At 72.5% G+C, this 23076-nt stretch carries 21 protein-coding genes; 4 read left to right on the forward strand and 17 right to left on the reverse strand.

All coding sequences use genetic code 11. The features are described 5' to 3' along the window. Positions 1 to 11 precede the first annotated feature (11 nt). Positions 12 to 509: an FBP domain-containing protein gene (locus IE267_RS37245; RefSeq protein ID WP_189766299.1), complete on the reverse strand. Its 498-nt coding sequence runs from the start codon at positions 507 to 509 to the stop codon at positions 12 to 14. A gap of 87 nt (positions 510 to 596) precedes the next feature. On the opposite strand from IE267_RS37245, the gene IE267_RS37250 reads away from it, so the two are divergent. Together IE267_RS37250 and IE267_RS37255 are read left to right on the forward strand one after the other, a co-directional pair. Continuing rightward, on the forward strand, positions 597 to 1166 hold the full coding sequence (locus IE267_RS37250) for a TetR/AcrR family transcriptional regulator (RefSeq protein ID WP_167158782.1): 570 nt from the start codon (positions 597 to 599) through the stop codon (positions 1164 to 1166). A 131-nt stretch (positions 1167 to 1297) separates the two neighbouring features. Next, positions 1298 to 2488: an SGNH/GDSL hydrolase family protein gene (locus IE267_RS37255; protein WP_189766300.1), complete on the forward strand. Its 1191-nt coding sequence runs from the start codon at positions 1298 to 1300 to the stop codon at positions 2486 to 2488. 28 nt (positions 2489 to 2516) lie between these two features. On the opposite strand, the gene IE267_RS37260 is transcribed toward IE267_RS37255, so the two are convergent. The 14 genes from IE267_RS37260 to IE267_RS37325 all read right to left on the reverse strand — a co-directional run bounded on the left by IE267_RS37260 (position 2517) and on the right by IE267_RS37325 (position 17036). Continuing rightward, positions 2517 to 3407, reverse strand: coding sequence for an alpha/beta hydrolase (locus IE267_RS37260; protein ID WP_189766301.1), 891 nt, complete (start codon positions 3405 to 3407; stop codon positions 2517 to 2519). A gap of 135 nt (positions 3408 to 3542) precedes the next feature. After that, a complete protein-coding gene (gene kynU / locus IE267_RS37265) occupies positions 3543 to 4733 on the reverse strand; it encodes a kynureninase (RefSeq protein ID WP_189766302.1) in 1191 nt (396 codons plus the stop codon). Next, positions 4726 to 5586 carry a tryptophan 2,3-dioxygenase family protein gene (locus IE267_RS37270; RefSeq protein WP_373304638.1) on the reverse strand — a complete coding sequence of 287 codons (861 nt, stop codon included), beginning with the start codon at positions 5584 to 5586 and terminating at the stop codon, positions 4726 to 4728. Before IE267_RS37270 ends, kynU begins: the two co-directional genes overlap by 8 nt. A gap of 102 nt (positions 5587 to 5688) precedes the next feature. Beyond that, positions 5689 to 6591: a DUF3152 domain-containing protein gene (locus tag IE267_RS37275; protein WP_229861648.1), complete on the reverse strand. Its 903-nt coding sequence runs from the start codon at positions 6589 to 6591 to the stop codon at positions 5689 to 5691. A 197-nt stretch (positions 6592 to 6788) separates the two neighbouring features. Next, positions 6789 to 7202, reverse strand: coding sequence for a DUF3151 domain-containing protein (locus tag IE267_RS37280; RefSeq protein WP_189766303.1), 414 nt, complete (start codon positions 7200 to 7202; stop codon positions 6789 to 6791). A gap of 283 nt (positions 7203 to 7485) precedes the next feature. After that, positions 7486 to 8940, reverse strand: a complete 1455-nt coding sequence (locus IE267_RS37285; RefSeq protein WP_167159753.1) for an MFS transporter — start codon at positions 8938 to 8940, stop codon at positions 7486 to 7488. 62 nt (positions 8941 to 9002) lie between these two features. Continuing rightward, complete coding sequence (locus tag IE267_RS37290) at positions 9003 to 10151, reverse strand: MalY/PatB family protein (protein WP_189766304.1); 1149 nt, start codon at positions 10149 to 10151, stop codon at positions 9003 to 9005. A 230-nt stretch (positions 10152 to 10381) separates the two neighbouring features. Continuing rightward, positions 10382 to 11404: a class II fructose-bisphosphate aldolase gene (gene fbaA, locus IE267_RS37295; protein ID WP_100573756.1), complete on the reverse strand. Its 1023-nt coding sequence runs from the start codon at positions 11402 to 11404 to the stop codon at positions 10382 to 10384. A gap of 290 nt (positions 11405 to 11694) precedes the next feature. Next, entirely contained in the window at positions 11695 to 12243 is a 549-nt protein-coding gene (gene pyrE / locus IE267_RS37300) for an orotate phosphoribosyltransferase (protein ID WP_161250388.1), read from the reverse strand. Positions 12244 to 12267: 24 nt separating this feature from the next. Next, the gene (locus tag IE267_RS37305) at positions 12268 to 13056 is read right to left on the reverse strand and encodes an aldose epimerase family protein (protein ID WP_189766305.1); all 789 of its coding nucleotides are present in this window, start codon (positions 13054 to 13056) and stop codon (positions 12268 to 12270) included. A gap of 78 nt (positions 13057 to 13134) precedes the next feature. Then, entirely contained in the window at positions 13135 to 14016 is an 882-nt protein-coding gene (locus tag IE267_RS37310; protein ID WP_308428886.1) for an SRPBCC family protein, read from the reverse strand. A gap of 138 nt (positions 14017 to 14154) precedes the next feature. After that, positions 14155 to 15732, reverse strand: a complete 1578-nt coding sequence (locus IE267_RS37315; protein ID WP_189766307.1) for a polyamine aminopropyltransferase — start codon at positions 15730 to 15732, stop codon at positions 14155 to 14157. Positions 15733 to 15816: 84 nt separating this feature from the next. Then, complete coding sequence (locus tag IE267_RS37320) at positions 15817 to 16341, reverse strand: DUF2617 family protein (protein ID WP_161245296.1); 525 nt, start codon at positions 16339 to 16341, stop codon at positions 15817 to 15819. A gap of 392 nt (positions 16342 to 16733) precedes the next feature. Then, complete coding sequence (locus tag IE267_RS37325) at positions 16734 to 17036, reverse strand: hypothetical protein (RefSeq protein ID WP_189766308.1); 303 nt, start codon at positions 17034 to 17036, stop codon at positions 16734 to 16736. A gap of 111 nt (positions 17037 to 17147) precedes the next feature. Here IE267_RS37325 and IE267_RS37330 point away from each other — a divergent pair, with 111 nt between their 5' ends. Both IE267_RS37330 and IE267_RS37335 read left to right on the forward strand, forming a co-directional pair. Beyond that, positions 17148 to 18362 carry a pyridoxal phosphate-dependent aminotransferase gene (locus tag IE267_RS37330; RefSeq protein WP_189766309.1) on the forward strand — a complete coding sequence of 405 codons (1215 nt, stop codon included), beginning with the start codon at positions 17148 to 17150 and terminating at the stop codon, positions 18360 to 18362. Positions 18363 to 18642: 280 nt separating this feature from the next. Beyond that, entirely contained in the window at positions 18643 to 19683 is a 1041-nt protein-coding gene (locus IE267_RS37335; protein ID WP_308428887.1) for a putative hexosyltransferase, read from the forward strand. A gap of 39 nt (positions 19684 to 19722) precedes the next feature. Here IE267_RS37335 and IE267_RS37340 read toward each other — a convergent pair whose 3' ends face one another. Then, the gene (locus tag IE267_RS37340) at positions 19723 to 20265 is read right to left on the reverse strand and encodes a type III secretion system chaperone family protein (protein ID WP_161245293.1); all 543 of its coding nucleotides are present in this window, start codon (positions 20263 to 20265) and stop codon (positions 19723 to 19725) included. 121 nt (positions 20266 to 20386) lie between these two features. Beyond that, the gene (gene clpB, locus IE267_RS37345) at positions 20387 to 22993 is read right to left on the reverse strand and encodes an ATP-dependent chaperone ClpB (protein ID WP_167158763.1); all 2607 of its coding nucleotides are present in this window, start codon (positions 22991 to 22993) and stop codon (positions 20387 to 20389) included. Positions 22994 to 23076: the final 83 nt, after the last annotated feature.

Below are 23076 nucleotides of genomic sequence, written 5' to 3' on the forward strand. Positions count from 1 at the left end.
GGGGTGTGCGGTCACGCCGCCGCGGTCACCTTGGCGACGAACGCGGCCACGTTCGCCACCGTCCGCCCGATCTTCTCCTCCACCGTGAGCGTCTCGTGCAGCCGCGCCCCCACCCCCGCGTCCTTCTTGCCGCGGACATAGAGCGAGCAGTCGAGGTCGGCGCAGATGTAGGCGCCCACCGAGTTGCCCTCCTTGCCGGGCTTGCCCGCCTTCGGCGCGACCATCAGCGCGACGCCACCGGAGTGGGTGGTCAGGCACATCGAGCACATGCTCCGCCGCTGCTGGCCCGGGACGGCGCTGGAGCAGCGCAACGCGAGGCCCTGCGGGCGGCCGTCGAGCTCGACGACGAGGTAGCCGCGGTCGGGGGCCTGCGGGTCGCGCCAGCCGAGGTAGTCCAGGTCGTCCCAGGGCCGGTCGGCCAGGTCGCGCGGCACGGACAGGCGCTTGGCCTCGCCCTTGGTGCAGTTCACGAAGGCGGCACGGATGTCTTGTTCGGTCAGCGGCTTCATGAACCTCACGGTAATTTGCCTAAAGCTTGTAGGCAAATCAATAATAGGTTCAGGCAAGAGAGCGCAGCACCCAGGGAGAGGAAGGGCATGGCACGCGTAGGACTGACCACCGACCGCCTGGTCCGGGCGGGCGCCGAGCTCGCCGACGAGGTCGGCTTCGAGCAGGTGACCGTCTCGGCGCTGGCCCGCCGCTTCGACGTCAAGGTCGCGAGCCTGTACTCGCACGTCAAGAACTCCCAGGACCTCAAGACCAGGCTCGCCCTGCTCGCCCTGGAAGAGCTCGCGGTCCAGGCCGCCGACGCCGTGGCCGGCCGCTCCGGCAAGGAGGCGCTGGCCGCGCTCGGCAACGTCTACCGCGACTACGCCCACGAGCACCCCGGCCGCTACGCCGCGGCCCAGCTGCGGCTGGACCCCGAGGCGGCGGCCGCGAGCGCGGGGCGCAGGCACTCGCAGATGACGCGCGCGATCCTGCGCGGCTACGACCTGCCGGAGCCGGACCAGACGCATGCGGTACGGCTGCTCGGCAGCGTCTTCCACGGCTACATCACCCTGGAGATGGGCGGCGGGTTCAGCCACAGCGCCCCCGACACCCAGGAGACCTGGGACCGCACCCTGGACGCGCTCGACGCCCTCCTGCGCAATTGGCCGACACCATGAAGCCCCGCCCGGCCTCCGCCCCGAAACCCGTCTCCACCCCCAGGCAGATCCCCACCCCGAGCCCGAGTGGTGGCCCGAAGCAGATCCCCACCCCGAACCCGAGCGGTGGCCCGAACCCGAGCGGTGACCCTGTGCACACCACGACCACCACGACCACCACCCCCATAACCGGCGAACTCCTGCGCGGAGCAATCGAGTTGGAGCACACCGCTCACGGCGTGCTGCCGCACCGGCTGCCCGCGGCCGCCCTCGCCCGGGGCGCCGACGCCCAGGTCGCCATGGCCGAGTCCCAGCCCTCCGGCGTGCGCCTCGCCTTCCGCACCCGGGCCACCACCATCGAACTGGACACGCTGCCCACCAAGCGCGCGTACGTCGGCACCCCGGCCCAGCCCGACGGCGTGTACGACCTCGTCGTCGACGGGCGCCTGGCCGGCCGGGGCAGCGTCGGCGGCGGTCACACCCTGACCATCGACATGGCCGCCGGGACCGCCGACCACCGGCCCGGCGAGCCCGGCACCCTGTGCTTCACGGACCTTTCCGGCGAGGACAAGGACGTCGAGATCTGGCTGCCCCACAACGAGACCACCGAACTCGTCGCCCTGCGCACCGACGCCCCCGTGGAGCCGCTGCCCGACCGGGGCCGCAGGGTGTGGCTGCACCACGGCAGCTCCATCAGCCACGGCTCGAACGCCGCGAGCCCCAGCACCACCTGGCCCGCCCTCGCCGCGGCACTCGGCGGGGTCGAGCTGGTCAACCTCGGCTTCGGCGGCGGCGCCCTGCTCGACCCGTTCACCGCGCGGACGATGCGGGACGCCCCGGCGGATCTGATCAGCGTCAAGATCGGCATCAACCTGGTCAACGTGGACGGGATGCGGCTGCGGGTGTTCACCCCGGCGGTGCACGGCTTCCTCGACACGATCCGCGAGGGCCACCCGACCACCCCGCTCCTGGTGGTCTCGCCCGTCCTGGCACCCATCCACGAGGACACCCCGGGCCCCTGCGCCATGGACCTCACGGCGCTCGCCGCCGGCAGGCTGTCTTTCCGGGCGGAGGGCGACCCGGCGGAGCGGGCGGCCGGGAAGCTCACCCTGAACGTCATCAGGGACGAGCTGGCCTCGATCGTGGCGGCACGGGCCACGGACGATCCCAACATCCACTATCTGGACGGCCGTTCGCTGTACGGCGAGCGGGACGCGGCCGAAGTCCCGCTCCCCGACGCCCTGCACCCGGACGCCGGGACCCACCGCCTGATGGGCGAGCGCTTCGCCGAACTGGCCTTCCGGCAGGGCGCATTCCGCCCCAGGGACGCCCAGGACGGCTGACGGGAATCCGGCACGAGCCCTCGTCGGCCTAGTACGCCAGTTGCGCGATCTCCTCGGCCACCACCGCACAGGCGTCGGCCGCCGGGTCGATGAGCGGGAAGTGGCCGACACCCTCCAGGAGGGTCAGGCCCACCATCTCGCCCGCCTTCGCCGCCGCGTCCACGTAGGCCTCCGCCACGGCCTGGGGCACCACGATGTCCTCGCGGCCCTGCACGACGGCCGTGGCGATCCCCGTCGGCAGCAGGGCGGCGGGGTCGGCGAAGGCGGCGCGTTCCCCCAACTCGCTTCCCTCGCCCAGGAGTTGCAGTACACCTCCGGAGCACACCGCGAGCTCGACCGCGGTGGCGAAGTGGGCGATGGGGGCGAGGCCCACGACGCCGCGCAGGGCCGCCGGGTAGGGGGTGTACCACGGGGAGTCGGGCGGCAGCACGTGCCGGGCCGCGGCCCACAGGGCGAGGTGGCCGCCCGCCGAGTGCCCGGTCAGAACGGTGCGGCGCGGGTCGGCCTGCGGGACGGCGTCACGCGCCAGGGCGGGCAGTGCGTCCAGGGCCGCGGCCACGTCGTCGAAGGTGTCAGGCCAGCGCCCCGCCACCGGCCCTTCGCCGCCCTGCTGCGGCAGCAGACTCCCGCGCCGGTACTCGACGTTGGCGACGGCGAACCCGCGCCGGGCCAGGAAGTCGGCCAGCGGAGTGACGTGCGCCCGGTCGTAGGGGGCCCGCCAGGCACCGCCGTGCAACAGCACCACCAGAGGAGCGCCGGTGCCGGGTCCGCGCGGGGCGTAGAAGTCGATGACCTGGTCGGGATGGTCGCCGTAGGAGGCGGTGGCGTCGGGGGCGACGGCGGGGTGCGAGAAGGCGGAGGCCTCTTCGGCCGCGTCACGCTCCGCGGGATCCATGTCACGCTCTGCGGGATCCGTCATTCCCAACCTTTCGCCAGGCCAAGCCGGTTGATCACCCGGGTGCCACGGACGCTACCAGGGCGTCCGCGGCACACCCGCGGGGCCGGTGCGCCGGACTCCTCCCGGCCCACCGCCCCCGAACCCGGCCCGCTCGGCTCAGCCCAGCAGCGCCGCGAGTTCCGCCGCCGCCCGCTCCGCGTCCGCGAAGCCCACGTACAGCGGGGTGAAGCCGAAGCGCAGGACGTCGGGCCGGCGGAAGTCGCCGACCACGCCCCGGTCGATGAGCGCGCGCATCACCTCGCCCGCCCCTTCGCAGCTCAGGGACACCTGGCTGCCGCGCTCCGCGTGGGCGGCGGGAGTCACCGACGACACGCTGCCCGCCGGGACGTACGCCTCGACGCACTCCAGGAAGAAGTCCGTCAGGGCCAGGGACTTCGCGCGGACCGCCTCGACCGGGACGCCGTCCCACACGTCGAGGGCGGACTCAAGGGCCAGCATGGACAGGATGTCCGGGGTGCCGACCCGGCCCCGCGTGGCGCCGTCGCCCGGCACGTACGCCGGCCGCATCCCGAAGGGGTCCTCGTGCGAGTTCCAGCCGGGCAGCGGGGTGTCGAAGCGCGCCTGGTGGTCGGCGCGCACGTAGAGGTAGGCCGGTGAACCCGGGCCGCCGTTCAGGTACTTGTAGGTGCAGCCCACCGCGAAGTCGACGTCGTACGCGGCGAGCCCGACCGGCAGCGCGCCCGCGCTGTGGCACAGGTCCCAGACCGCGAGCGCCCCGGCCGCGTGGATCGCCGCCGTCATACCGGGCAGGTCGTTGAGGCGGCCCGAGCGGTAGTCCACGTGGTTGACCAGGACCGCGGCCGTACGCGGCCCGAGGGCGGCGACGATCTCCGCCGGCGCCAACGCCCGGATCTGACGGCCCGTCATGCGCGCTGCGGACTCGGCGACATAGCCGTCCGTGGGAAACGTCGAGGCGTCCACCAGGATCTCGTCCCGGCCCTCACCGGCCATGCGCACCGCCGCGACCAGCGCCTTGAAGACGTTGACGCTCGTCGAGTCGCCGACCACCACCGTGCCGGGACCGGCACCGATCAGCGGGGCGATCCGGTCGCCGATGCGCTCCGGCGCGGTCCACCAGCCGCTCTCCTCCCAGGAGCGGATGCGCAGGTGGCCCCACTCGCGTGCGATCACGTCCTGCATCCGTGCCGGGACGTGCCGGGGCAGCGCCCCCAGGGAGTTGCCGTCGAGGTAGACCACGCCCTCGTCGAGCGTGAACAGGTCTCGGTGCGGGGCGAGTTCGTCTGCGGCGTCCAGCGCCGCGGCCTTCTTGGCCAGCACCTCAGACATGGCTGCGCGCGGTCCACAGCTCGGGGAAGACGCTCTTGGTGGCCCGCTTCTCCAGCCAGGCCACCCCGGCCGAACCACCGGTGCCGGTCTTGGCTCCCATGGCCCGCCGGGTCGCGACCAGATGGTCGTTGCGCCAGCGCCATACGAGTTCGCCGACATCGGTCAACGCCTCGCCCAGGCGCACCAGTTCGGCGTTCTGGTCGCCCGTGTACAGCTCGGTCCAGACCGCCTCGACGCGGGCGTCCGGCTCGTACTTGAGGGTCAGGTCGCGCTGGAGGACCTCCGCCGGAATCGGGTAGCCGCGGCGGGCGAGCAGCGCGAGCACCTCGTCGTACAGGCTCGGCTCGCCCAGCGCCTTCTCCAGCTCGGCGTGCACCCGGGGCGCGCCCCGGTGCGGCACCAGCATCGAGGCGGACTTGTCCCCGAGCAGGAACTCCATCCGCCGGTACATCGCCGACTGGAACCCGGAGCCCTCGCCGAGCGCGGAGCGGTAGGAGTTGAACTGGGCCGGGGTCAGCTGCGCCAGCGGCGTCCACGAGGCGTTCAGGGCCTCCAGCTCGCGCACCGAACGCTTGAGGGCGTCGACGGCGACCGGAATGCGGTCCGCGCGCAGCGCCCGCGACGCGGTCTCCCACTCGTGCACGATGACCGTGAACCACAGCTCCATGACCTGGGTGGTGACCAGGAAGACCATCTCACCCGGGTCGTCGGAGCGCAGGTGCTGGAGGTGGGTGAGGACGTCCGCCTGGACGTAGTCCTCGTACGGAGTGGTGCCCTCGAAGTCCAGGTTCGGGGTCTCCGGCTCGTCACCCTCTTCGGGTGGCACGACCGGTTCGGACATCTTTGATGACATCGCTGTCTCCTCGATGTGTCCGGGTAGCGGTCCGCCCCTTCCTAGGTCGGCATCGGAGCCCCGGTCCCCACCCGCATCATAAACACGGTTCCGTCCGCTTCGTCAGGGCACCGAGGGCCCCGTGACGAACGTCCCGCCCGAGGTGTAGGGCCAGGCGTTGGACTTGCAGCCGTTCAGGCCCTTGATCTGCTGCATCATCACCGGGGCGAGCTTTCCGGCGCCCGGGCAGGCCATGTGCTGGTGGTAGCCGATCATGTGGCCTATCTCGTGGTTGATGATCAGGTGGCGGTACTCGGCGGGCGGCCCGTCGTACTGCGGCGAGCCCGTCACCCAGCGCTTGAGGTTGACGATGACACCGCCCGTGACCTCGCAGTTCAGCTCGCCGCCGGTGTCGCCGTTGACCGCGCACAGCTTGTCCGTGGTCCTGGGCGTGGCGATCTTGATCACGACGTCGGCGCCGCCGGACACCAGCTGGAAGCGGCCCTTGCCGTGCGCGGCCCAGCTGCGCGGGTCGGACAGGATGCTCTGGATGTCGAGCGCGGCCTGCTTGGCGGAGACGTCCACGCCGTCCTCGACCTGCACCTGGTAGCGGCGCAGCGGCCCGCCGGTGCCGACGATCCTTCCGGACGCCTGGGCGGTGGTGAAGGTGCCGGGCCCCGACAGCGGTACGGCGTCGGCTTTCGGGCTGCCCGAGGTGCCCGGCGACGGCGAAGGTTTGGCAGGCGGCGCGTCGAGGGGCAGCGGGGGCCGCTCCTCCATGGGGCTCGCGGCGATGTTGCCCGGCTCCGCGGCGGGCTCGTGGCCCCCGCCGCCGGGCCACTGGGCGAGCGCGACCCCGCCGATCAGGGTGGCGCCGAGCAGCGCGCCCACGACGAGCAGGACGCGCGGGCGCCCGGGTCCGCGTCCGTCCCGCCGTCGCGGTGGATGCTGCCGCTCACGCGCTTCCGTACGGCCGCCGACCGCGCCGGTACGGCCGGTGTTGCTGCGGGCGCCTCGCTTGCCCAAGACGGAGTTCTCCCCTTGTCCCCGGCTGGAGTTGGGGGGAGAGGAGTGGGGCCTCTGCGCCAGCCTGTCGATGCGGCCGGGCGCGCGATCGTGCCGTACGCGGCTGCCCGGGCCGTCCGTGTCAGACATACAGATGTCACGGACGGCCAGGGCGTTCCCTTTCGGCCAGGGTTGGGGCGGGCCCCGGCCGCGGTGGCTCAGCCCAGGGTGTCGGCGGCGAGCATCGAGGAGTCCCGCAGGAAGGACGTGCAGCGCTCGTACTCGGCGTCCTCACCGATCGCCTGCGCGGCGCGCGCGAGGGCGTGCAGCGCGCGCAGGAAGCCGCGGTTGGGCTCGTGCTCCCACGGCACCGGGCCGTGCCCCTTCCACCCGGCACGGCGCAGCGAGTCCAGACCGCGGTGGTATCCGGTACGGGCGTAGGCGTACGACTCGACGGTGCGGCCGCCGTCGAACGCGTCGTCGGCGAGCTGCGCCCAGGCGAGCGAGGAGGTGGGGTACTTCGCGGCGACGTCGGCGGGCGCGGTGCCGGAGGCCAGCAGTTCGCGGGGCTCCGGGTCGTCGGGCAGCAGGGTCGGGGCGGGGCCCCCGAGGAGGTTCTCGTGAATGGACATGCGGCCCAGTCTGCCACCGCGATTCCCCACGACCGGGCGCTGCACCGGGCCTCCCACCCGGCCCCCGGGTACCGACCCTTGACCGAACCGGTGCTGGGGCACCTACACCCCGCCCGGGAATTCCGCCCCCAGACCGCACCGGCACTGGGGCACCTACAGCCCGTCCGGCGTTTGAGGACGAGCGCCCTTAAGGCGCGAACGGGGTCTGGGGCGGAGCCCCAGGGGGGACCCGGAACCAACCAACCCCGGGCAACGGGCGGGAGGGCGGGCAAACCGCCCCCGGCTAGGCCGATTCGCCCCGGCCGGGCTCGATCGCCGGACCGGAGACCCCGGCCTGCATGCGGCACTGGGGCTCCGCGGACACCCCCTCCGGCCGCCGCACACTGAGCACGGCAACCAACGAGGCCAGCACCAGCGACCCCGCACACATCGGCATGGCCCGCCGGAACGTGGACCCGAACTCCGCCGCCGAGCGGTACGCCTCCGGCCCCATCCCCGCGGCCAGCGGCAACGCGGCGACCGCGATCAGGCCCGCCGCACGCGCGGCCGCGTTGTTGATGCCGCTGGCGAGCCCGGCCCGCCCCTCGTCGACCGAGGCGAGCACCGTCGCGGTGAGCGGCGCCACCAGGGTCACCATGCCGAGGCCGAGCACCACGAGCGCGGGCAGCACGTCCCGTACGTACGACGCGTGCTCCCCCACGCGCAGCATCAACAGCATCCCCGTCGCGCAGAGCAGCGGGCCGACGGTGAGCGGGATGCGCGGCCCGATCCGCTGGCCGAGCTCGCCGGAGCGGGCCGAGAGCAGCAGCATCAGAACGGTCGTGGGCAGCAGGGCGGCGCCCGCGCCGAGCGCCGAGTACCCGGCGACGACCTGGAGCTGGAGGGCGGCCAGGAAGAAGAACCCGCCGAAGGCGGCGTACACGCAGACCGTGACCACGTTGACCGCGGTGAACGTACGGGAGCGGAAGATGTCCGGCGGCAGCATGGGGTCGGCCAGATGCCGCTCACGCCGTACGAACGCGCCGCCCAGCCCGAGCCCGGCCACTCCCGCCCCGATGACCAGGCGGGACGGGCCCTGCCCCGGGGCTTCGATCAGCGCGTACGTCACCAGGGCGAGGGTCAGCGCGCCGAGCGCGGCCCCGGTCACGTCGAAGCGCCCGGTGTGGACGTGCGGGTCGCGCGACTCGGGTACGTGGCGCAGGGCGACGGCCACGCACAGCACGGCGAGCGGCACGTTGATCAGGAAAACCCAGCGCCAGCCGGGGCCGTCGACCAGCCAGCCGCCGAGGAACGGGCCGACGGCGGCCCCCACCCCGCCGAGCCCGGACCACACGCCGACCGCGCGGGCCCGGTCGTCCGGGTGGAAGCCCGACTGGATGATGGCGAGGGAGCCGGGTGTGAGCAGGGCGCCGCCGATGCCCTGCAGGGCGCGGGCGGCGATGAGGACCCCGGCGTTGGGGGCGAGGCCGCACAGCAGTGAGCCGGCGGCGAACCAGACCACCCCGATCACGAACACCTTCCGCCGTCCGTACCGGTCGCCCAGGGCGCCGCCCAGCAGGATGAGGCCGGCCAGCGTCAGCATGTAGGCGTTGACGGTCCACTGCAGTACGGCCATGTCGGTGTCGAGGTCGGCGCCGATGTGCGGCAGCGCGACGTTGACGACGGTCGAGTCCAGGAGGGCCATGCCCGAGCCGAGGACGGTGGTGAGCAGCACCCAGCGGCCGGGGCCGGTGCCCATGCGTACGTTGTCCGCCACAGCACGACTGTCCCCCACCCCGCCCCTTCGCGAAACCCGGGGGGTCACCTCAGCCGGGTCAGTGCGCGGCACAGCGCCGACACGCCCGCCTCCGCCTTCCCCCGCGCACAGCCCACGTTCAGCCGCACGAACCCCGGCGCCCCGTACACCCCGCCCGGCATGATCGCCACCTTCTCCACGTCCACCAGCTCCCGCTGCAGCGTCCCCTCCGCCACACCCAGCGGCCGCAGGTCGATCCAGGCCAGATACCCGGCCTGCGGAGGAGCCCAACTCAGCTCGGGGAAGGCCGAGTCGAGGCGCTCGGCGACCAGCGCCAGGTTGCCCGCCACATACGCCCGGACGGCGTCCAGCCACTGCGCACCTGACCGGTACGCCGCGATGTGCGCCGTGAGGGAGAGGACGGCCGGCGAGGCGAGCCCCTCGCCCGTCTCCATCCGGCGGATGAACTCCGCGTGGTCCGCCGCGTCCCCGACGATCCCGTACGACCCGGTCAGGGCGGGGAAGTTGAACGACTTCGTGCCGGAGGTGATCAGCGCCCACCGGCCCCGCCCGAAACGGGTCCAGGGCAGGTGGCGGTGGCCGTCGTGGACGAAGTCCGCGTGTATCTCGTCGCTGATCACCGCGACCCCGTACCGCGCCGCGAGCGAGGCGAAGGACGACAGCTCGGCCTCCGTCCACACCCGCCCGGTCGGATTGTGCGGCGAACACAGCAGGAGCACCCGGCTGCGCGGTCCGGCGAGCGCCGCCTCAAGGGCTTCCGGGTCGTCGAGCGGTACGCCGCGCAGCTCGCGTCCGAGGCCGTCGACCGCCTTGCGGAAGCCGTCGTACACGGGGGTGTGGACGACGACCGCGTCACCCGGCTCGGTCCACATCCGCAGCAGCTGGGAGAGCTGGTTGAGGACGGACGGCGCGTACACCAGGCGCGCGGTGTCGATCTCGGTGTCGTGGCGGGCGCGGTACCAGTCGCGTATGGCCGAGCGGAACTCCTCGTTCTGCCAGTCGGTGTAGCCGAACACCCCGTGCGCGATCCGTTCCTGGAGCGCCGCGATGACCTCCGGCGGGGAGGGGAAGTCCATGTCGGAGATGGTGAACGGGAGCAGCCCGTCCGCCCCGAACCGGGTGGCCACCCCGTCCCACTGGATGCTCCAGGTACCGCGTCGGTCAACGGGGACGTCGAAGTCGTACGTGGTCATGGGTGCCTCTCTGAGCCTCTGAGCCTCTGTGCTTGGTGCCTGGTGCCTGTGCGTCTGATGCCGGTGCCTGGTGCCTGTGCGTCTGATGCCGGTGCCTGGTGCCGGTGGGTGGTGCCTGTGCCGGGTGAACGGCGTCCGCGTGTCCGAGCCCGGAAACGGGCCGGGCCCGGCGCCCCCCGCCGAGGGGGACACCGGGCCCGGACGTACGCGAGCGGTCGCGTACGACGTGCTTACTTCAGCTTCGTACCGGTCGAGCGCAGGTTCGCGCAGGCCTCCGTGACGCGCTTGGCCATGCCCGCCTCGGCCAGCTTGCCCCAGGTGCGCGGGTCGTACGTCGACTTCTTGCCGACCTCGCCGTCCACCTTCAGCACCCCGTCGTAGTTGCGGAACATGTGGTCCGCCACCGGCCGGGTGAAGGCGTACTGCGTGTCCGTGTCGAGGTTCATCTTCACGACGCCGTTCTCCAGGGCGGTCGCGATCTCCTCCGCCGTGGAGCCCGAGCCGCCGTGGAAGACGAAGTCGAACGGCGAAGCCTTGCCGTACTTCTCGCCCACGCCCGCCTGGAGGTCCTTGAGCAGCTCGGGGCGCAGCACGACGTTGCCCGGCTTGTAGACGCCGTGGACGTTGCCGAAGGACGCGGCCAGCAGGTAGCGGCCCTTCTCGCCCAGGCCGAGCGCTTCAGCGGTGCGCAGCGCGTCGTCGACGGTCGTGTACAGCTCGTCGTTGATCTCGTGGCTGACGCCGTCCTCCTCGCCGCCGGTCGGGGTGATCTCGACCTCAAGGATGATCTTCGCGGCGGCGGCCTTCGCGAGCAGCTCCTGGCCGATGGCCAGGTTGTCCGCGAGGGTCTCGGCGGAGCCGTCCCACATGTGGGACTGGAACAGCGGGTTCAGCCCACGGGCCACGCGCTCGGCGGAGACCTCGATCAGCGGGCGGACGTAGGCGTCCAGCTTGTCCTTGGGGCAGTGGTCGGTGTGCAGCGCGACCGTGATGTCGTACTTGGCGGCGACGACGTGCGCGAACTCGGCCAGGGCGACAGCGCCGGTGACCATGTCCTTGTTGTACTGGCCACCCAGGAACTCCGCACCACCGGTGGAGATCTGGATGATGCCGTCGCTCTCGGCCTCCGCGAAGCCGCGCAGCGCAGCGTGCAGGGTCTGGGTCGAGGTCACGTTGATGGCCGGGTAGGCGAACTTGCCTGCCTTCGCCCGGTCGAGCATCTCGTTGTAGACCTCGGGGGTTGCGATGGGCATCTGTCCGCTCCTTGTGATGTGCGGGGTGTGCGATATGTGCTGGCCCTGACCTGGGGGCGACGTCATCGTCGCGGCCTATCTTTCCAGACTCTGCCCCCGGCTCCACCCGGCGGACGCACCAAGGGCGGGCTGTTTCACGTGAAACAGCCCGCCCTTTCAAGAATCCGCAGGTCAGCGCGCCGGTCGCAACAGGCCGGGACCTAGGTCACGACTTTCGCGCCCCGGGTCACCGGCCCCCGCGCGCTTTACGCGGGACCGTGCGCTCGCCCCTACGGGGCTCGGCCCCGCCCCTACGCCAGGCCCAGCTCCGTCGAGGAGAAGGCGAAGACGTACGGCACGCCCGCGCCCTCGGTGATCTTCTCGGCGGCACCGGTCGCCCGGTCCACGATCGTGGCGACGGCCACGACCTCGGCGCCGGCCGCGCGGACCGCCTCGACGGCGGTCAGCGGCGAGCCGCCGGTGGTCGAGGTGTCCTCGACCACCAGGACCCGGCGGCCCTTGATGTCCGGGCCCTCGACCTGGCGCTGCATGCCGTGCGCCTTGGCGGCCTTGCGGACGACGAAGGCGTCCAGGGTGCGGCCGCGGGCGGCGGCGGCGTGCAGCATCGCGCCGGCCACCGGGTCGGCACCCATGGTCAGGCCGCCGACCGCGTCGAAGTCGAAGTCGGCCGTGACGTCGAGCATCACCTGGCCGACCAGCGGCGCGGCAACGCCGTCAAGGGTGACCCGGCGCAGGTCGACGTAGTAGTCGGCCTCGATCCCGGAGGAGAGGGTCACCTTGCCGTGCACCACGGCCTTGTCCTGGATCTGCTGGAGCAGGTCAGCGCGTACGTCAGTCATGGCAGTCAGCTTAAAGGCGGCGTCCTAGAGGCGGCGCCAGCTCCACGTCGTCGCCAGCTCCAGCGGCTCGATGGGGGTGACCAGGCGGGGCAGCGTGTTGAGCCCGTTGGGCGGACCAGACTGCGGCTCCACGCACACGGCCTCGGCCTGCTCGTCGTAGACGACGACCCACTCGGTGGGACTGGTCACCTTCAGCTCCAGGAGGCCGGGCCAGGTGAGCGTGACGTCGACGCCGTCGGGCATCCCGAAGCAGTCGTCCCAGGGGCCCGGCAGCGGGTCGATCCGCCGCCCGGTGGGCAGGTGGTCCTCGCCGCGCTCCTCCTGCCACGCGGGGTCGAAGGCGAGCCCGACCCGGCTGCCGTCGATCTCGCGCTGGAACCAGGGGTGCCAGCCGACCTGTGCCGGGAAGGAGTTGTCGTACGTCTCGACGCCCATCCGCACGGTCAGCGCGTCCGGCGTCAGCTCGAAGATCTGGGTCACCTTGCCGCTGAACGGCCAGGGTTCGGCCAGTTCGTAGGTGAACACCGCCTCGGTGCCCGAGACCCGTGCGGTCTTCCACGCATGGTCACGTGCGGTGCCGTGGATGGCGTGCGGCGGCGAGTTGAGGGGGAGCTGGTACTTCACTCCGCCGTCGCGGAACTGGCCGTTCTCGACGCGGCCGCACCACGGCACCATCGGGAAGCAGCCGTACTTGTCGCCCTGGCGCAGCACCTCGGTGCCGTCGATCACCAGGCTGCTGATCCGGCAGCCGTTGCCCGCGTCGACGGTCAATTCAGCTGCGCCGACGCCCAATTTGATCTGGTCACTGCTCACGCCTTCGACCCTAGCCGGTGGCCCCCGGCCTTGGGACCAATGCCCGCGCCATTGGGCCGGACAGGTACGCCCGGCCGCTCAGTGCCGGCGGCGCAGCACGCGGCCGACGACGACCGCGGAGGCGAGCGCCAGGGCGGCCGCCGGGGCGACCCAGCGCAGCGTGGCGCTCGCGGTGCTGCCCGAGGGCGCGGGCACCGGGGCGTACCGGCCGCGCGGCGGCGCGTGGTCGACCTCCTCGGCGCTGCGGCCGATCATCGTGCGGCGGGCGTGCGCGGCCTCGACGGGGACGGGTTCGCCGACCTCGATGGAGAACTCCTCGTCGGCGAGCGGGTCCAGGGACGGCGGTGGCACCTCGGCGTCGAAGACGGAGGCGAGTTCATCGGCGTCGAGGGCGCCGTCCAGCTGGGCGTCCAGGCCCGAGACGCGGTCCGGGTCCCGGGCGGGCACGTGGTCCGAGCCCTCCAGGTCCGTGTTGAGGTCGGTGTCGGCCGCCTGCGCCTTCGGGGCGCCCGGGTCGTCGGCCGCGGCCGCGGGGTCCGGCTGTTCGGGGGCGGCGGGGCGGGCCAGCTGCGCGGCGAACCGGTCGAGCAGGCGCAGGGCGGACGCCACGGCCGCGTCGTGCGGTACGTCGTTGGCCCGGCCCTCGGCCAGGGCCGTGCCCGCGAAGGCGAGGGTGGTGCCGCCGGGGGCGTCCGCGAGCCGCACGGTCAGGGTGAGCTGGGCGGCGCCCGCGCCGCGGACCTCGACGCCCTCGCCCTCGAAGGAGAACACGTCCTCGCCCTGCTCGGTGATGCGCAGGGCGCCCCGGTAGGTGATGGTGCTCCCGCCGAGGCGGACCTTCAGCCGGCCCGCGATGGGCGGCTCGCCCGCATCCTGCTGGAGCCCCGGCACACAGCGCGCGACCAGGCCGGGGTCGCGCAGCGTCTGCCGGAGCGACTGGGCCTCAACCGGAACGAACACCTCATGCTCCATAGCCATCGAGCCTACCCAGCACCGGCCGCCACGTCTGCGCAAACGCGGCGCCGATCCCTGTCGCCCCTTGCGCGACACGCGCCTCAGCCCCGCCGCGCGCCACCCGGACCGGCCGCGCGCGGCGTCTCAGTCGGCGTACCGGGGGTGCACCAGCGTCGAGGGCGGGACCGCGTCCCGGGGCGGGGCCAGCGGCTCGCTGCCGAGCGGCAGCCGCAGCCCGGCGCGGGGCCCGGCCGCGCCGGTGGTGAACGGGTGCGGGGCGGGCCGGGTGGCCAGGACGAAGCCCCAGTCGCGGGGGGACCTCGCCGAGTCGGAGGCGCGGTCGGGGCCCGCGGTGTACCCGGCGCCGCTGCCGGTCGCCCGGTATTCGACGGTGTCCAGGCCGGCTGCGCGGACCGTCGCGGCGACCGTCCAGAACGTGTGCGAGCGGCCCGCCACCGGGCCCGCGTGCACCACGAGCCGCCCGCCGGGCACGAGCAGCCGGGAGGCGAGCCCGTAGAACTCCTGCGAGTAGAGCTTGGTGCTCGCGGTGATGCCGGGGTCGGGCAGATCGGACACGATGACGTCGTAGGTGCCCGCGCCGTAGCCGTCGCCGCGCAGCCAGCCGAAGGAGTCGGCGATCACCGTGCGCAGCCTGGGGTCGCGGTAGGCGTGCGCGTTCAGGGCCGCCAACTGCGGTTCCTGGCGCGCCAGTTGGACCAGTTCCGGGTCGAGCTCGACGAGGGTGACCGAGCGGACGCCGGGCCGGGCCAGCACCTCGCGGGCGGCCAGGCCGTCGCCGCCGCCCAGGATCAGGACGCGGCCGTGCGGGCCCGCATCGAGGGCGGGCGCCACCAGGGCGGCGCGGTAGCGGGACTCGTCGCGGCCGTCGATCCGCAGCCGCCCGTCGAGGAACAGGTCGAGCGGGGCGCCGCCCCTGCCGGTCAGGACGACTTCCTGGACGCGGGTCTGGACGGCGACCCGCACCTGCCCGCCGTACACGGCGCGGCGCGCGGCCTGCTCGAAGTCGCCGACCATCGCGGTGGTCAGCGCGAGCACCGCGAGGACGACGGCGTTGGCACCGATCAGGACCCAGCGGGCGCGCGGCGACAGGTCGCGGCCGAAGAGCAGCAGCACGAGCGAGCCGCCCGCCACCGCGTTGACCGCGCCGGTGAGCAACGCGGCGGTCAGTTGGCCGAGTTGGGGAAGGAGCAGGAAGGGGAACGCCAGGCCGCCGACGAGGGCGCCCACGTAGTCCGCGGCGAACAGATCGGCGACCGTGCCGATCGCGTCGCCCGCGGCGCGCCGCGAGACGCGCTGGATGAGGGTCATCAGGAGCGGGATCTCGGCGCCGATCAGTATGCCGATCGCGAGCGAGAAGGCGACGAGCGCGTACCGCGAGCCGCCGAACCAGGCGAACGTGGCGTACAGGGCGATCGCCGAGCAGCCGCCCACCAGGGCGAGCGTGGCCTCGATGAGGCCGAAGCCGACGGCGGCCCGGCAGCGCAGCTGTTTGGCGAGCAGCGAGCCGACGCCCATCGCGAAGACCATCACGGAGAGGACGACGGAGGCCTGGGTGACGGAGTCGCCGATCAAGTACGAGGCGAGGGCGACCAGTTCGAGCTCGTAGACGAGTCCGCAGGCCGCGCAGACGAACACGACGGCCAGGACGAGGAACCGGCCCGACCGCGGACTACTCACGGGAGCGGGGAGCGGTTCGATCACCTGCCGAACGCTACGTGACGCTCCGTTCGCTTCATGTCACCCACACGGGTTCAACTGGAGCCGACCGCAGGGGAATCGGGGGTCTCAGAGCCCGGCGGGCGTGGCCACCCGCACGCCGACCCGGGTCCGTGTCACCACCAACTGGCCCTCCTGCGGATAGGCGTGCCAGGTACGCCACCACACCTGTCCCTCGCCGCGCTGGGCGAGCATCGCGGTGAACGCGTGCGGGGATCCAGGAAACGTTCCCGCTAGTCCGTTGGGGTGATCGGCGACGAGCGCGAGGAGCTCCTGCGCACGCCCCGCGAACGAGCCGTGCGAGAGCGTCTCGACGCGCGCGGCGAACTCGTAGTCCCACTCCCCGAGCCGTTTCGCCACGCCGAGCGGCAGCGGGGTGCTGCTGCCGGGCATGCAGGCGACGGTCTCCGAGCAGGTGCCGCGCTCCTCGTCGAGGAGCACCTGGTGGGAGGCGCCGAGGAGTCTCAACTGGAGTTTGGCGCCCGACAGTTCGAGGTCGAGCACGGCAAGGGCGGGCAGCGGCTCGCGGCCCAGCGCCCAGGCGAGGTCGGCGGCACGCGTGTCGGTATAGGCGGTCTTGAGGGTCGTGAGCATGGAGGGGCTCCGCAAAACACACATGTGGCGGGTGGGTGGCCGAGGTCGCCTCGGACCGCAACGAAGGACGGGGACCGCTGTCTGATCGCCCGGAGTCCGAAGGCTGCGTCGTTTCTCATCTGCGAGGGAATCATGAAGTGCGCGGCGCTCACAGCTTTTTTACCCAACTTGATGGGGTTTCCATCCCCTCGGGGGCCACTCGGTTCAAACGTTCAACTACCGGCGTGAAAGAAGGCGCCCGGCCGGCCGTGACCGACCGGGCGCACAACGGGCGGAACCGGCGGCGGAATCGGCTGCCCCGTGTCAGCCGCGACCGCCGTGACCCGGTCACCCGTCGCTCCCGCCGGCGGTCGGCGCGATGCACTCGCACGGTCGACGGCCGAATGGGGTCCTCAGCTCGAACCGCAGCCGCCGCCCCCGCAGGACGAGCCGCCGCCGCACGAGGAGTGGCCGCCGCCTCCGCAGGAATGACTGCCTCCGCACGAGTGTCCCCCGTGGTGCCCGCCGCCGCTTCCGCTGCCGCACGACGAACTCCCGCCGTCCGAGCCGCCGCCGGCCCACCAGCTCGCCCCCGCGGCGGAGGACCCGGCCGCCGACGAGCGTCCGCGTCGCCGCGCGGGCCCGCGCCGCCGCCGCGCCGCCACGACGAGCAGCACCACCAGAGCGGCGATTCCCAGCACGATCGCGATGTCCATCCCCCACCGTCCTTCTCTCCAGCGGTCCCCCGTCGTCCCGCGTGGAAGGTGGATGCCCTCGGGCTCCGAGCGCCAAAGCACACTTGAGCAACTCCAGAGGTTGCCCGCAGGATGGCCGTCATGACCTCCAGCGCGCGCCCCCTCCTCAACCGCCGCCTCGCCGAGTTCGGCACGACGATCTTCGCCGAGATGTCCGCCCTCGCCCAGCAGACCGGGTCCATCAACCTCGGTCAGGGCTTCCCCGACACCGACGGCCCCGAGGCGGTGCGGGAGGCGGCGGTCCGCGCCCTGCGCGAGGGGCACGGCAACCAGTACCCGCCCGGCCCCGGCGTCCCCGAGCTGCGCACCGCGATCGCCGAGCACCAGCTGCGCCGCTACGGCCTGGCGTACGACCCGGACCGCGAGGTGCTCGTCACCGTGGGCGCCACGGAGGCGATCGCCGCGTCCCTGCTGGCCCTCGTGGAACCCGGCGACGAGGTCGTCGCCCTGGAGCCGTACTACGACTCGTACGCCGCGTGCATCGCGATGGCGGGCGGCACCCGGGTGCCCGTCACCCTGCGTCCGCAGGAGGGGGCCCTCGGTGGGGGTGCCGACCGGCACTTCGCGCTGGACCTGGACGAGCTGCGCGCGGCGATCACCCCGCGCACCCGCCTGATCCTGCTCAACACGCCGCACAACCCGACCGGAACGGTCCTGAGCCGCGCGGAGCTGGCCGCGGTCGCCGAGCTGGCCTGCGAGCGCGATCTCCTGGTGATCACCGACGAGGTGTACGAGCACCTCGTCTTCGACGGCGGCGAGCACGTTCCGCTCGCGTCCTTCCCCGGCATGCGCGAGCGCACGGTCACCATCGGCTCGGCCGGCAAGACGTTCTCGTTCACCGGCTGGAAGGTCGGCTGGATCACCGCGGCCCCCGAGCTCGTGGCCGCCGTCCGCTCGGCCAAGCAGTTCCTGACGTACGTGGGCTCGGGGCCCTTCCAGTACGCGGTGGCCGAGGCGCTGCGGCTTCCGGAGGCCTACTTCGACGACTTCCGCGCGGACCACCAGGCCAAGCGGGACCTGTTGAGCGCCGGGCTCGCGGCGGCCGGGTTCGAGGTGTTCCGGCCGGCCGGAACCTACTTCGTGACCACCGACATCCGCCCGCTGGGCGAGAGCGACGGCTTCGCGTTCTGCCGCGCCCTGCCGAAACGTTGCGGCGTCGTGGCGATCCCGAACGCGGTCTTCTACGATCACCGCGAGGAAGGTGCGCCATTTGTCCGGTTTGCCTTCTGCAAGCAGACGGCGGTACTCGAAGAGGCGGTCGCCCGCCTCAAGGCACTGGCCGGCTAGGCGGGGCGCGCGCGGTCCCCGTGACCCGCTTGCGCACCGCCGGGCGGGCGGAGTTCCACCCGGTCGGGGGCGCTGCGGTCGCGGGACGCGGGCTCCGCGCCGATGGTCGGTCTGACCGATCACGCGCGCCCGGAGGTGCCCCCTGTCCGCCGAGATCACCGCTCACGCCCGCTTCCGCGGGGCCGGCGGCATCACGAGCGCCTCGCGCTGCGCGGCCGCCCTGCGCCGGGCGGCCCCCGCGCTCGGCCTGTTCGCCGCGGCGCGGCTGACCGGACTCCTGGTGTTCGCGGCCGCCGCCTGGCACCGCGACATGGCGCCCCGGGCCCGGCTCGCCACCGCCTGGGACGCCGACTGGTACACCCGGATCGCCGCCCACGGATACGGCCGCACGCTGTTCTGGCCGGACGGCGCGGTCCAGAGCGACCTGGCGTTCTTCCCGTTCTACCCGGGCCTGATCCGGGCCGTGACCACCGTCCTGCCGGTCACCGGCGGCACCGCGGGGCTGCTCCTGTCGTGGACGGCGGCGGCCGCCGCGGCCTGCGCGATCTATCTGATCGGCGAGCGCCTGTACGGCCGGCCCGTCGGCACCCTCCTGGTGCTGCTCTGGGGGCTGCTCCCGCACGCCGTCGTCCTCACGATGGCGTACACCGAGCCGGTGATGACGGCCCTTGCGGCCTGGTCGCTGTGGGCGGTCCTGGAGCGCCGCTGGCTGTGGGCGGGCTCGCTCGCGCTGCTCGCCGGGCTCGCGCGGCCCAACGCCATCGCGGTGGCCGCGGCGGTCCTGGTGGCCGCCGCGGTGGAGATCCGGCGCGGCGATGACCGATCCTGGCGGCCCTGGGCGGGGGCGCTGCTCGCGCCGCTCGGCTGGTGCGGCTACGTCCTGTGGGTGGGGGTGCGCGAGGGCGACCCGCTCGGCGGCTACTTCGCGGTGCAGTCCGGCTGGACGTCCCGGTTCGACTTCGGCATGGGCACGCTGCGGTTCGCCAAACGGCTCGCGACCTTCCCGTTCGAGCTGGGCTTCCCGATGGCGGCGCTGCTCACCGCGGTGATGGTGCTGCTCTTCGTGCTGTACGCGCTCGACCGGCCGTCGCTGCCGCTGCTCGTCTACACCGGGGTGCTCGTCCTGATCACGGTCGGCGGGGCCGGCTACTTCGAGTCGAAGCCGCGCTTCCTGCTGCCCGCCTTCCCGCTCCTGATCCCGCCGGCGCTCGCACTGACGAAAGCCCGGCCCCGGGCGGCGGTCGCGGTGACCGTCGCCCTGGCCGGGCTCTCGTTCTGCTACGGGGCCTATCTGCTGACGCGGGCCTCCATGGCGCTGTGAGGCGCCGGGCACGAAGGACGCGTCAGGCGCGCGAACGCGTCACTCGGCGTCCGGGGTGCCGGACTCCTCGCCCTCGTCGCCGTCGACGTCCTTCTCCAGGCCGAGCTGCTCCAGGAGCCACTTGTCGAACTCGATGGAGGCGCGCACCCAGCTCACCGTGGAGGACACGAAGTGCTCCAGGGCCACACCGGTGCCGATCAGCATCTGCGCCTCGCCGATGAGGCGGACGGTGCCGTCGTCGTGGGTGTGCGTGTAGACCTTGGGCCACAGGGTGCGGCGGTTCCAGTCGTCGATCGACTCCAGGATCTGGACCTTGTCGTCGATGCTGTGCGGCCGGTCGTAGAACGTCCGCACCGAGAAGACCTGCTGGTCGTCGTCGCCGCGGAACATGAAGTACGTACGGAAATCCTCCCAGGGCGCGGCGAGGTCGCCCTCGTCGTCCACGACGTACTTGAGCTCCATCTGGTCCAGGAGCTGCTTCACCAGATCCTGGTCGGGCACGACGGGCCCGGTCGGCGCGCCGCCGGGCTGCGGGCCCTGCTGAGCCCCGAAATTCGGAATCGAGGACGGGTCGATGCTCATCGTGAATCTTCCTTCGTACGGTTCCGGTCATCCTCCCCCATGCCGGGGCAGGGCTGGCAAGCCCCGACCCCGGGTATCCGCCAGGAGCTGACCGAATCGGGGCCGGGAGGTCCGATCGGCGCTATTTCGCGGCCCCCACGATGAGCCCCTCCCCGAATCGGTCGACCCGAACCGTGTCGCCGTCGCGGACTTCGCCGGCCAGGATCTCCTTGGCGAGCCGGTCCCCGATCGCGGTCTGGATCAGGCGGCGCAGCGGACGCGCGCCGTAGGCCGGGTCGTTGCCCTCCTCGGCGAGCCAGGCCAGGGCCTCGGGGGTGACCTCCAGGGTGAGCCGGCGGTCGGCGAGACGCTTGGCGAGCCGTTCGATCTGGAGCCCCGCGATGTGGGACAGCTCGTCCTTGGTGAGCGCCGAGAAGACCACCAGGTCGTCGAGGCGGTTGAGGAACTCCGGCTTGAAGGAGGCCCGCACCACGTCCAGGACCTGCTGCTTCTTCACCTCCTCGCTGGTCGAGGGCTCGACCAGGTACTGGCTGCCCAGGTTGGAGGTGAGGATCAGGATGGTGTTGCGGAAGTCGACCGTGCGGCCCTGCCCGTCGGTCAGGCGCCCGTCGTCGAGGACCTGGAGCAGGATGTCGAAGACCTCGGGGTGGGCCTTCTCGACCTCGTCCAGGAGCACCACGGAGTACGGGCGGCGGCGGACGGCCTCGGTGAGCTGGCCGCCCTCCTCGTAGCCGACGTAGCCGGGAGGCGCGCCGACCAGGCGGGCCACCGAGTGCTTCTCGCTGTACTCCGACATGTCGATGCGGACCATGGCCCGCTCGTCGTCGAAGAGGAAGTCGGCGAGGGCCTTGGCGAGCTCGGTCTTGCCCACGCCCGTGGGGCCGAGGAAGAGGAACGAGCCGGTCGGCCGGTCGGGGTCGGCGATGCCGGCCCGGGTGCGGCGCACCGCGTCCGAGACCGCGCGCACGGCCTCCGTCTGGCCGATCAGGCGCTTGCCCAGCTCGTCCTCCATGCGAAGCAGCTTCTGCGTCTCGCCCTCCAGCAGGCGTCCGGCGGGGATGCCGGTCCAGGCGCCGACCACGTCCGCGATGTCGTCGGGGCCCACCTCCTCCTTGACCATCCCGCTTTTGGTGTCACCCGTCTTGGACTTCTCCTGCTCGGCCTCCTCCTCGGCGGCCTCCTCCAACTCCCGCTCCAGGCCCGGGATTTCGCCGTACAGGAGCTTGGAAGCGGTGTCGAAGTCGCCGTCGCGCTGGGCGCGTTCGGCCTGGCCGCGCAGGTCGTCGAGCTTCTCCTTCAGCTCACCGACCCGGTTGAGGCCCTGCTTCTCCTTCTCCCAGCGGGCGTTGAGGCCGCGCAGCTCCTCCTCCTTGTCGGCGAGGTCCTTGCGGAGCTTGTCCAGGCGCTGGAGCGAACCGGCGTCGGTCTCGTTCTTGAGCGCCAGCTCCTCCATGCGCAACCGGTCGACGGAGCGCTGGAGTTCGTCGATCTCGACCGGCGAGGAGTCGATCTCCATGCGCAGCCGGGACGCCGCCTCGTCGACGAGGTCGATGGCCTTGTCCGGCAGGAAGCGGGAGGTGATGTACCGGTCGGACAGGGTCGCGGCGGCGACGAGCGCGCTGTCCGCGATCTGCACCTTGTGGTGTGCCTCGTACCGGCCCTTGAGCCCGCGCAGGATCGCGATGGTGTCCTCGACGGACGGCTCGGCGACCAGGACCTGCTGGAAGCGGCGCTCCAGGGCCGGGTCCTTCTCGATCCGCTCGCGGTACTCGTCGAGCGTGGTCGCGCCGACCATGCGCAGCTCGCCGCGCGCCAGCATCGGCTTGAGCATGTTGCCCGCGTCCATCGCCGAGTCGCCGCCGGCGCCCGCGCCGACGACGGTGTGCAGCTCGTCGATGAACGTGATGATCTGGCCGTCGCTCTCCTTGATCTCGGAGAGGACGGTCTTGAGGCGCTCCTCGAACTCGCCGCGGTACTTCGCGCCCGCGACCATCGCGCCGAGGTCGAGCGAGACCAGCTTCTTGTTCTTCAGCGACTCCGGTACGTCGCCCTTCACGATGCGCTGGGCGAGTCCCTCGACGACGGCGGTCTTGCCGACGCCGGGCTCGCCGATGAGCACCGGGTTGTTCTTGGTGCGCCGGGACAGCACCTGGACGACCCGGCGGATCTCCTGGTCCCGGCCGATGACCGGGTCGAGCTTGCCCTCGCGTGCGGCCGCCGTGAAGTCCGTACCGAACTTCTCCAGCGCCTTGTACTGACCCTCCGGGTCGGGTGTGGTCACCCGGCGCCCTCCCCTGCTCGTCTCGAACGCGGCAAGGAGCTTCTTCGCGCTCGCCCCCTGCCCGGAGAGGATCTCACCGGCCTGCCCGCCCTTGGCGGCGAGGGCGATGAGGAGGTGCTCGGTGGACAGGTATTCGTCCCCCAGCTCCTTGGCGCGCTGGTCCGCGTCCGCGATGACGGCCAGGAGCTCGCGGTTGGGCTGCGGCGGGGCGACGGTCGAGCCGGTCACGCTGGGCAGCGCGGCCAGCAGCCGCTCGGCGCCGGAGCGCACGGCGGCCTGGTCCGCGTCCACCGCGGCCAGCAGGTCGACGATGTTCTCGTTGTCCTCGCCCTCCAGGAGTGCGAGCAGCAGATGCGCGGGAGTCAGATCCGGGTGGCCCCCGGCGACGGCCCGGCTGCTCGCGGCGTTGATCGCGTCCCGGCTCTTGTTGGTCAGCTCGGCATCCACGTGCGTTCGCTCCTCCTCGTCGTACGTCGGTCATGGCGGCACTTCCTATGACCCTTCCAACGTACACAAAGTTGAGCCCATTC

The organism is Streptomyces xanthochromogenes, from assembly GCF_014650455.1.
GTDB lineage: Bacteria > Actinomycetota > Actinomycetes > Streptomycetales > Streptomycetaceae > Streptomyces > Streptomyces xanthochromogenes.

Coding starts and splice junctions, on each gene's coding strand:
- IE267_RS37285 (WP_167159753.1), bottom strand. CDS start 8,940: ATGGGCACCGGCCCCGGCCGCTGGGTGCTGCTCACCACCGTCCTCGGC.
- IE267_RS37290 (WP_189766304.1), bottom strand. CDS start 10,151: ATGACCACGTACGACTTCGACGTCCCCGTTGACCGACGCGGTACCTGG.
- IE267_RS37280 (WP_189766303.1), bottom strand. CDS start 7,202: ATGTCCATTCACGAGAACCTCCTCGGGGGCCCCGCCCCGACCCTGCTG.
- fbaA (WP_100573756.1), bottom strand. CDS start 11,404: ATGCCCATCGCAACCCCCGAGGTCTACAACGAGATGCTCGACCGGGCG.
- pyrE (WP_161250388.1), bottom strand. CDS start 12,243: ATGACTGACGTACGCGCTGACCTGCTCCAGCAGATCCAGGACAAGGCC.
- IE267_RS37260 (WP_189766301.1), bottom strand. CDS start 3,407: ATGACGGATCCCGCAGAGCGTGACATGGATCCCGCGGAGCGTGACGCG.
- IE267_RS37325 (WP_189766308.1), bottom strand. CDS start 17,036: ATGGACATCGCGATCGTGCTGGGAATCGCCGCTCTGGTGGTGCTGCTC.
- IE267_RS37250 (WP_167158782.1), top strand. CDS start 597: ATGGCACGCGTAGGACTGACCACCGACCGCCTGGTCCGGGCGGGCGCC.
- IE267_RS37245 (WP_189766299.1), bottom strand. CDS start 509: ATGAAGCCGCTGACCGAACAAGACATCCGTGCCGCCTTCGTGAACTGC.
- IE267_RS37340 (WP_161245293.1), bottom strand. CDS start 20,265: ATGAGCATCGACCCGTCCTCGATTCCGAATTTCGGGGCTCAGCAGGGC.
- IE267_RS37330 (WP_189766309.1), top strand. CDS start 17,148: ATGGCCGTCATGACCTCCAGCGCGCGCCCCCTCCTCAACCGCCGCCTC.
- IE267_RS37270 (WP_373304638.1), bottom strand. CDS start 5,586: ATGTCATCAAAGATGTCCGAACCGGTCGTGCCACCCGAAGAGGGTGAC.
- IE267_RS37320 (WP_161245296.1), bottom strand. CDS start 16,341: ATGCTCACGACCCTCAAGACCGCCTATACCGACACGCGTGCCGCCGAC.
- kynU (WP_189766302.1), bottom strand. CDS start 4,733: ATGTCTGAGGTGCTGGCCAAGAAGGCCGCGGCGCTGGACGCCGCAGAC.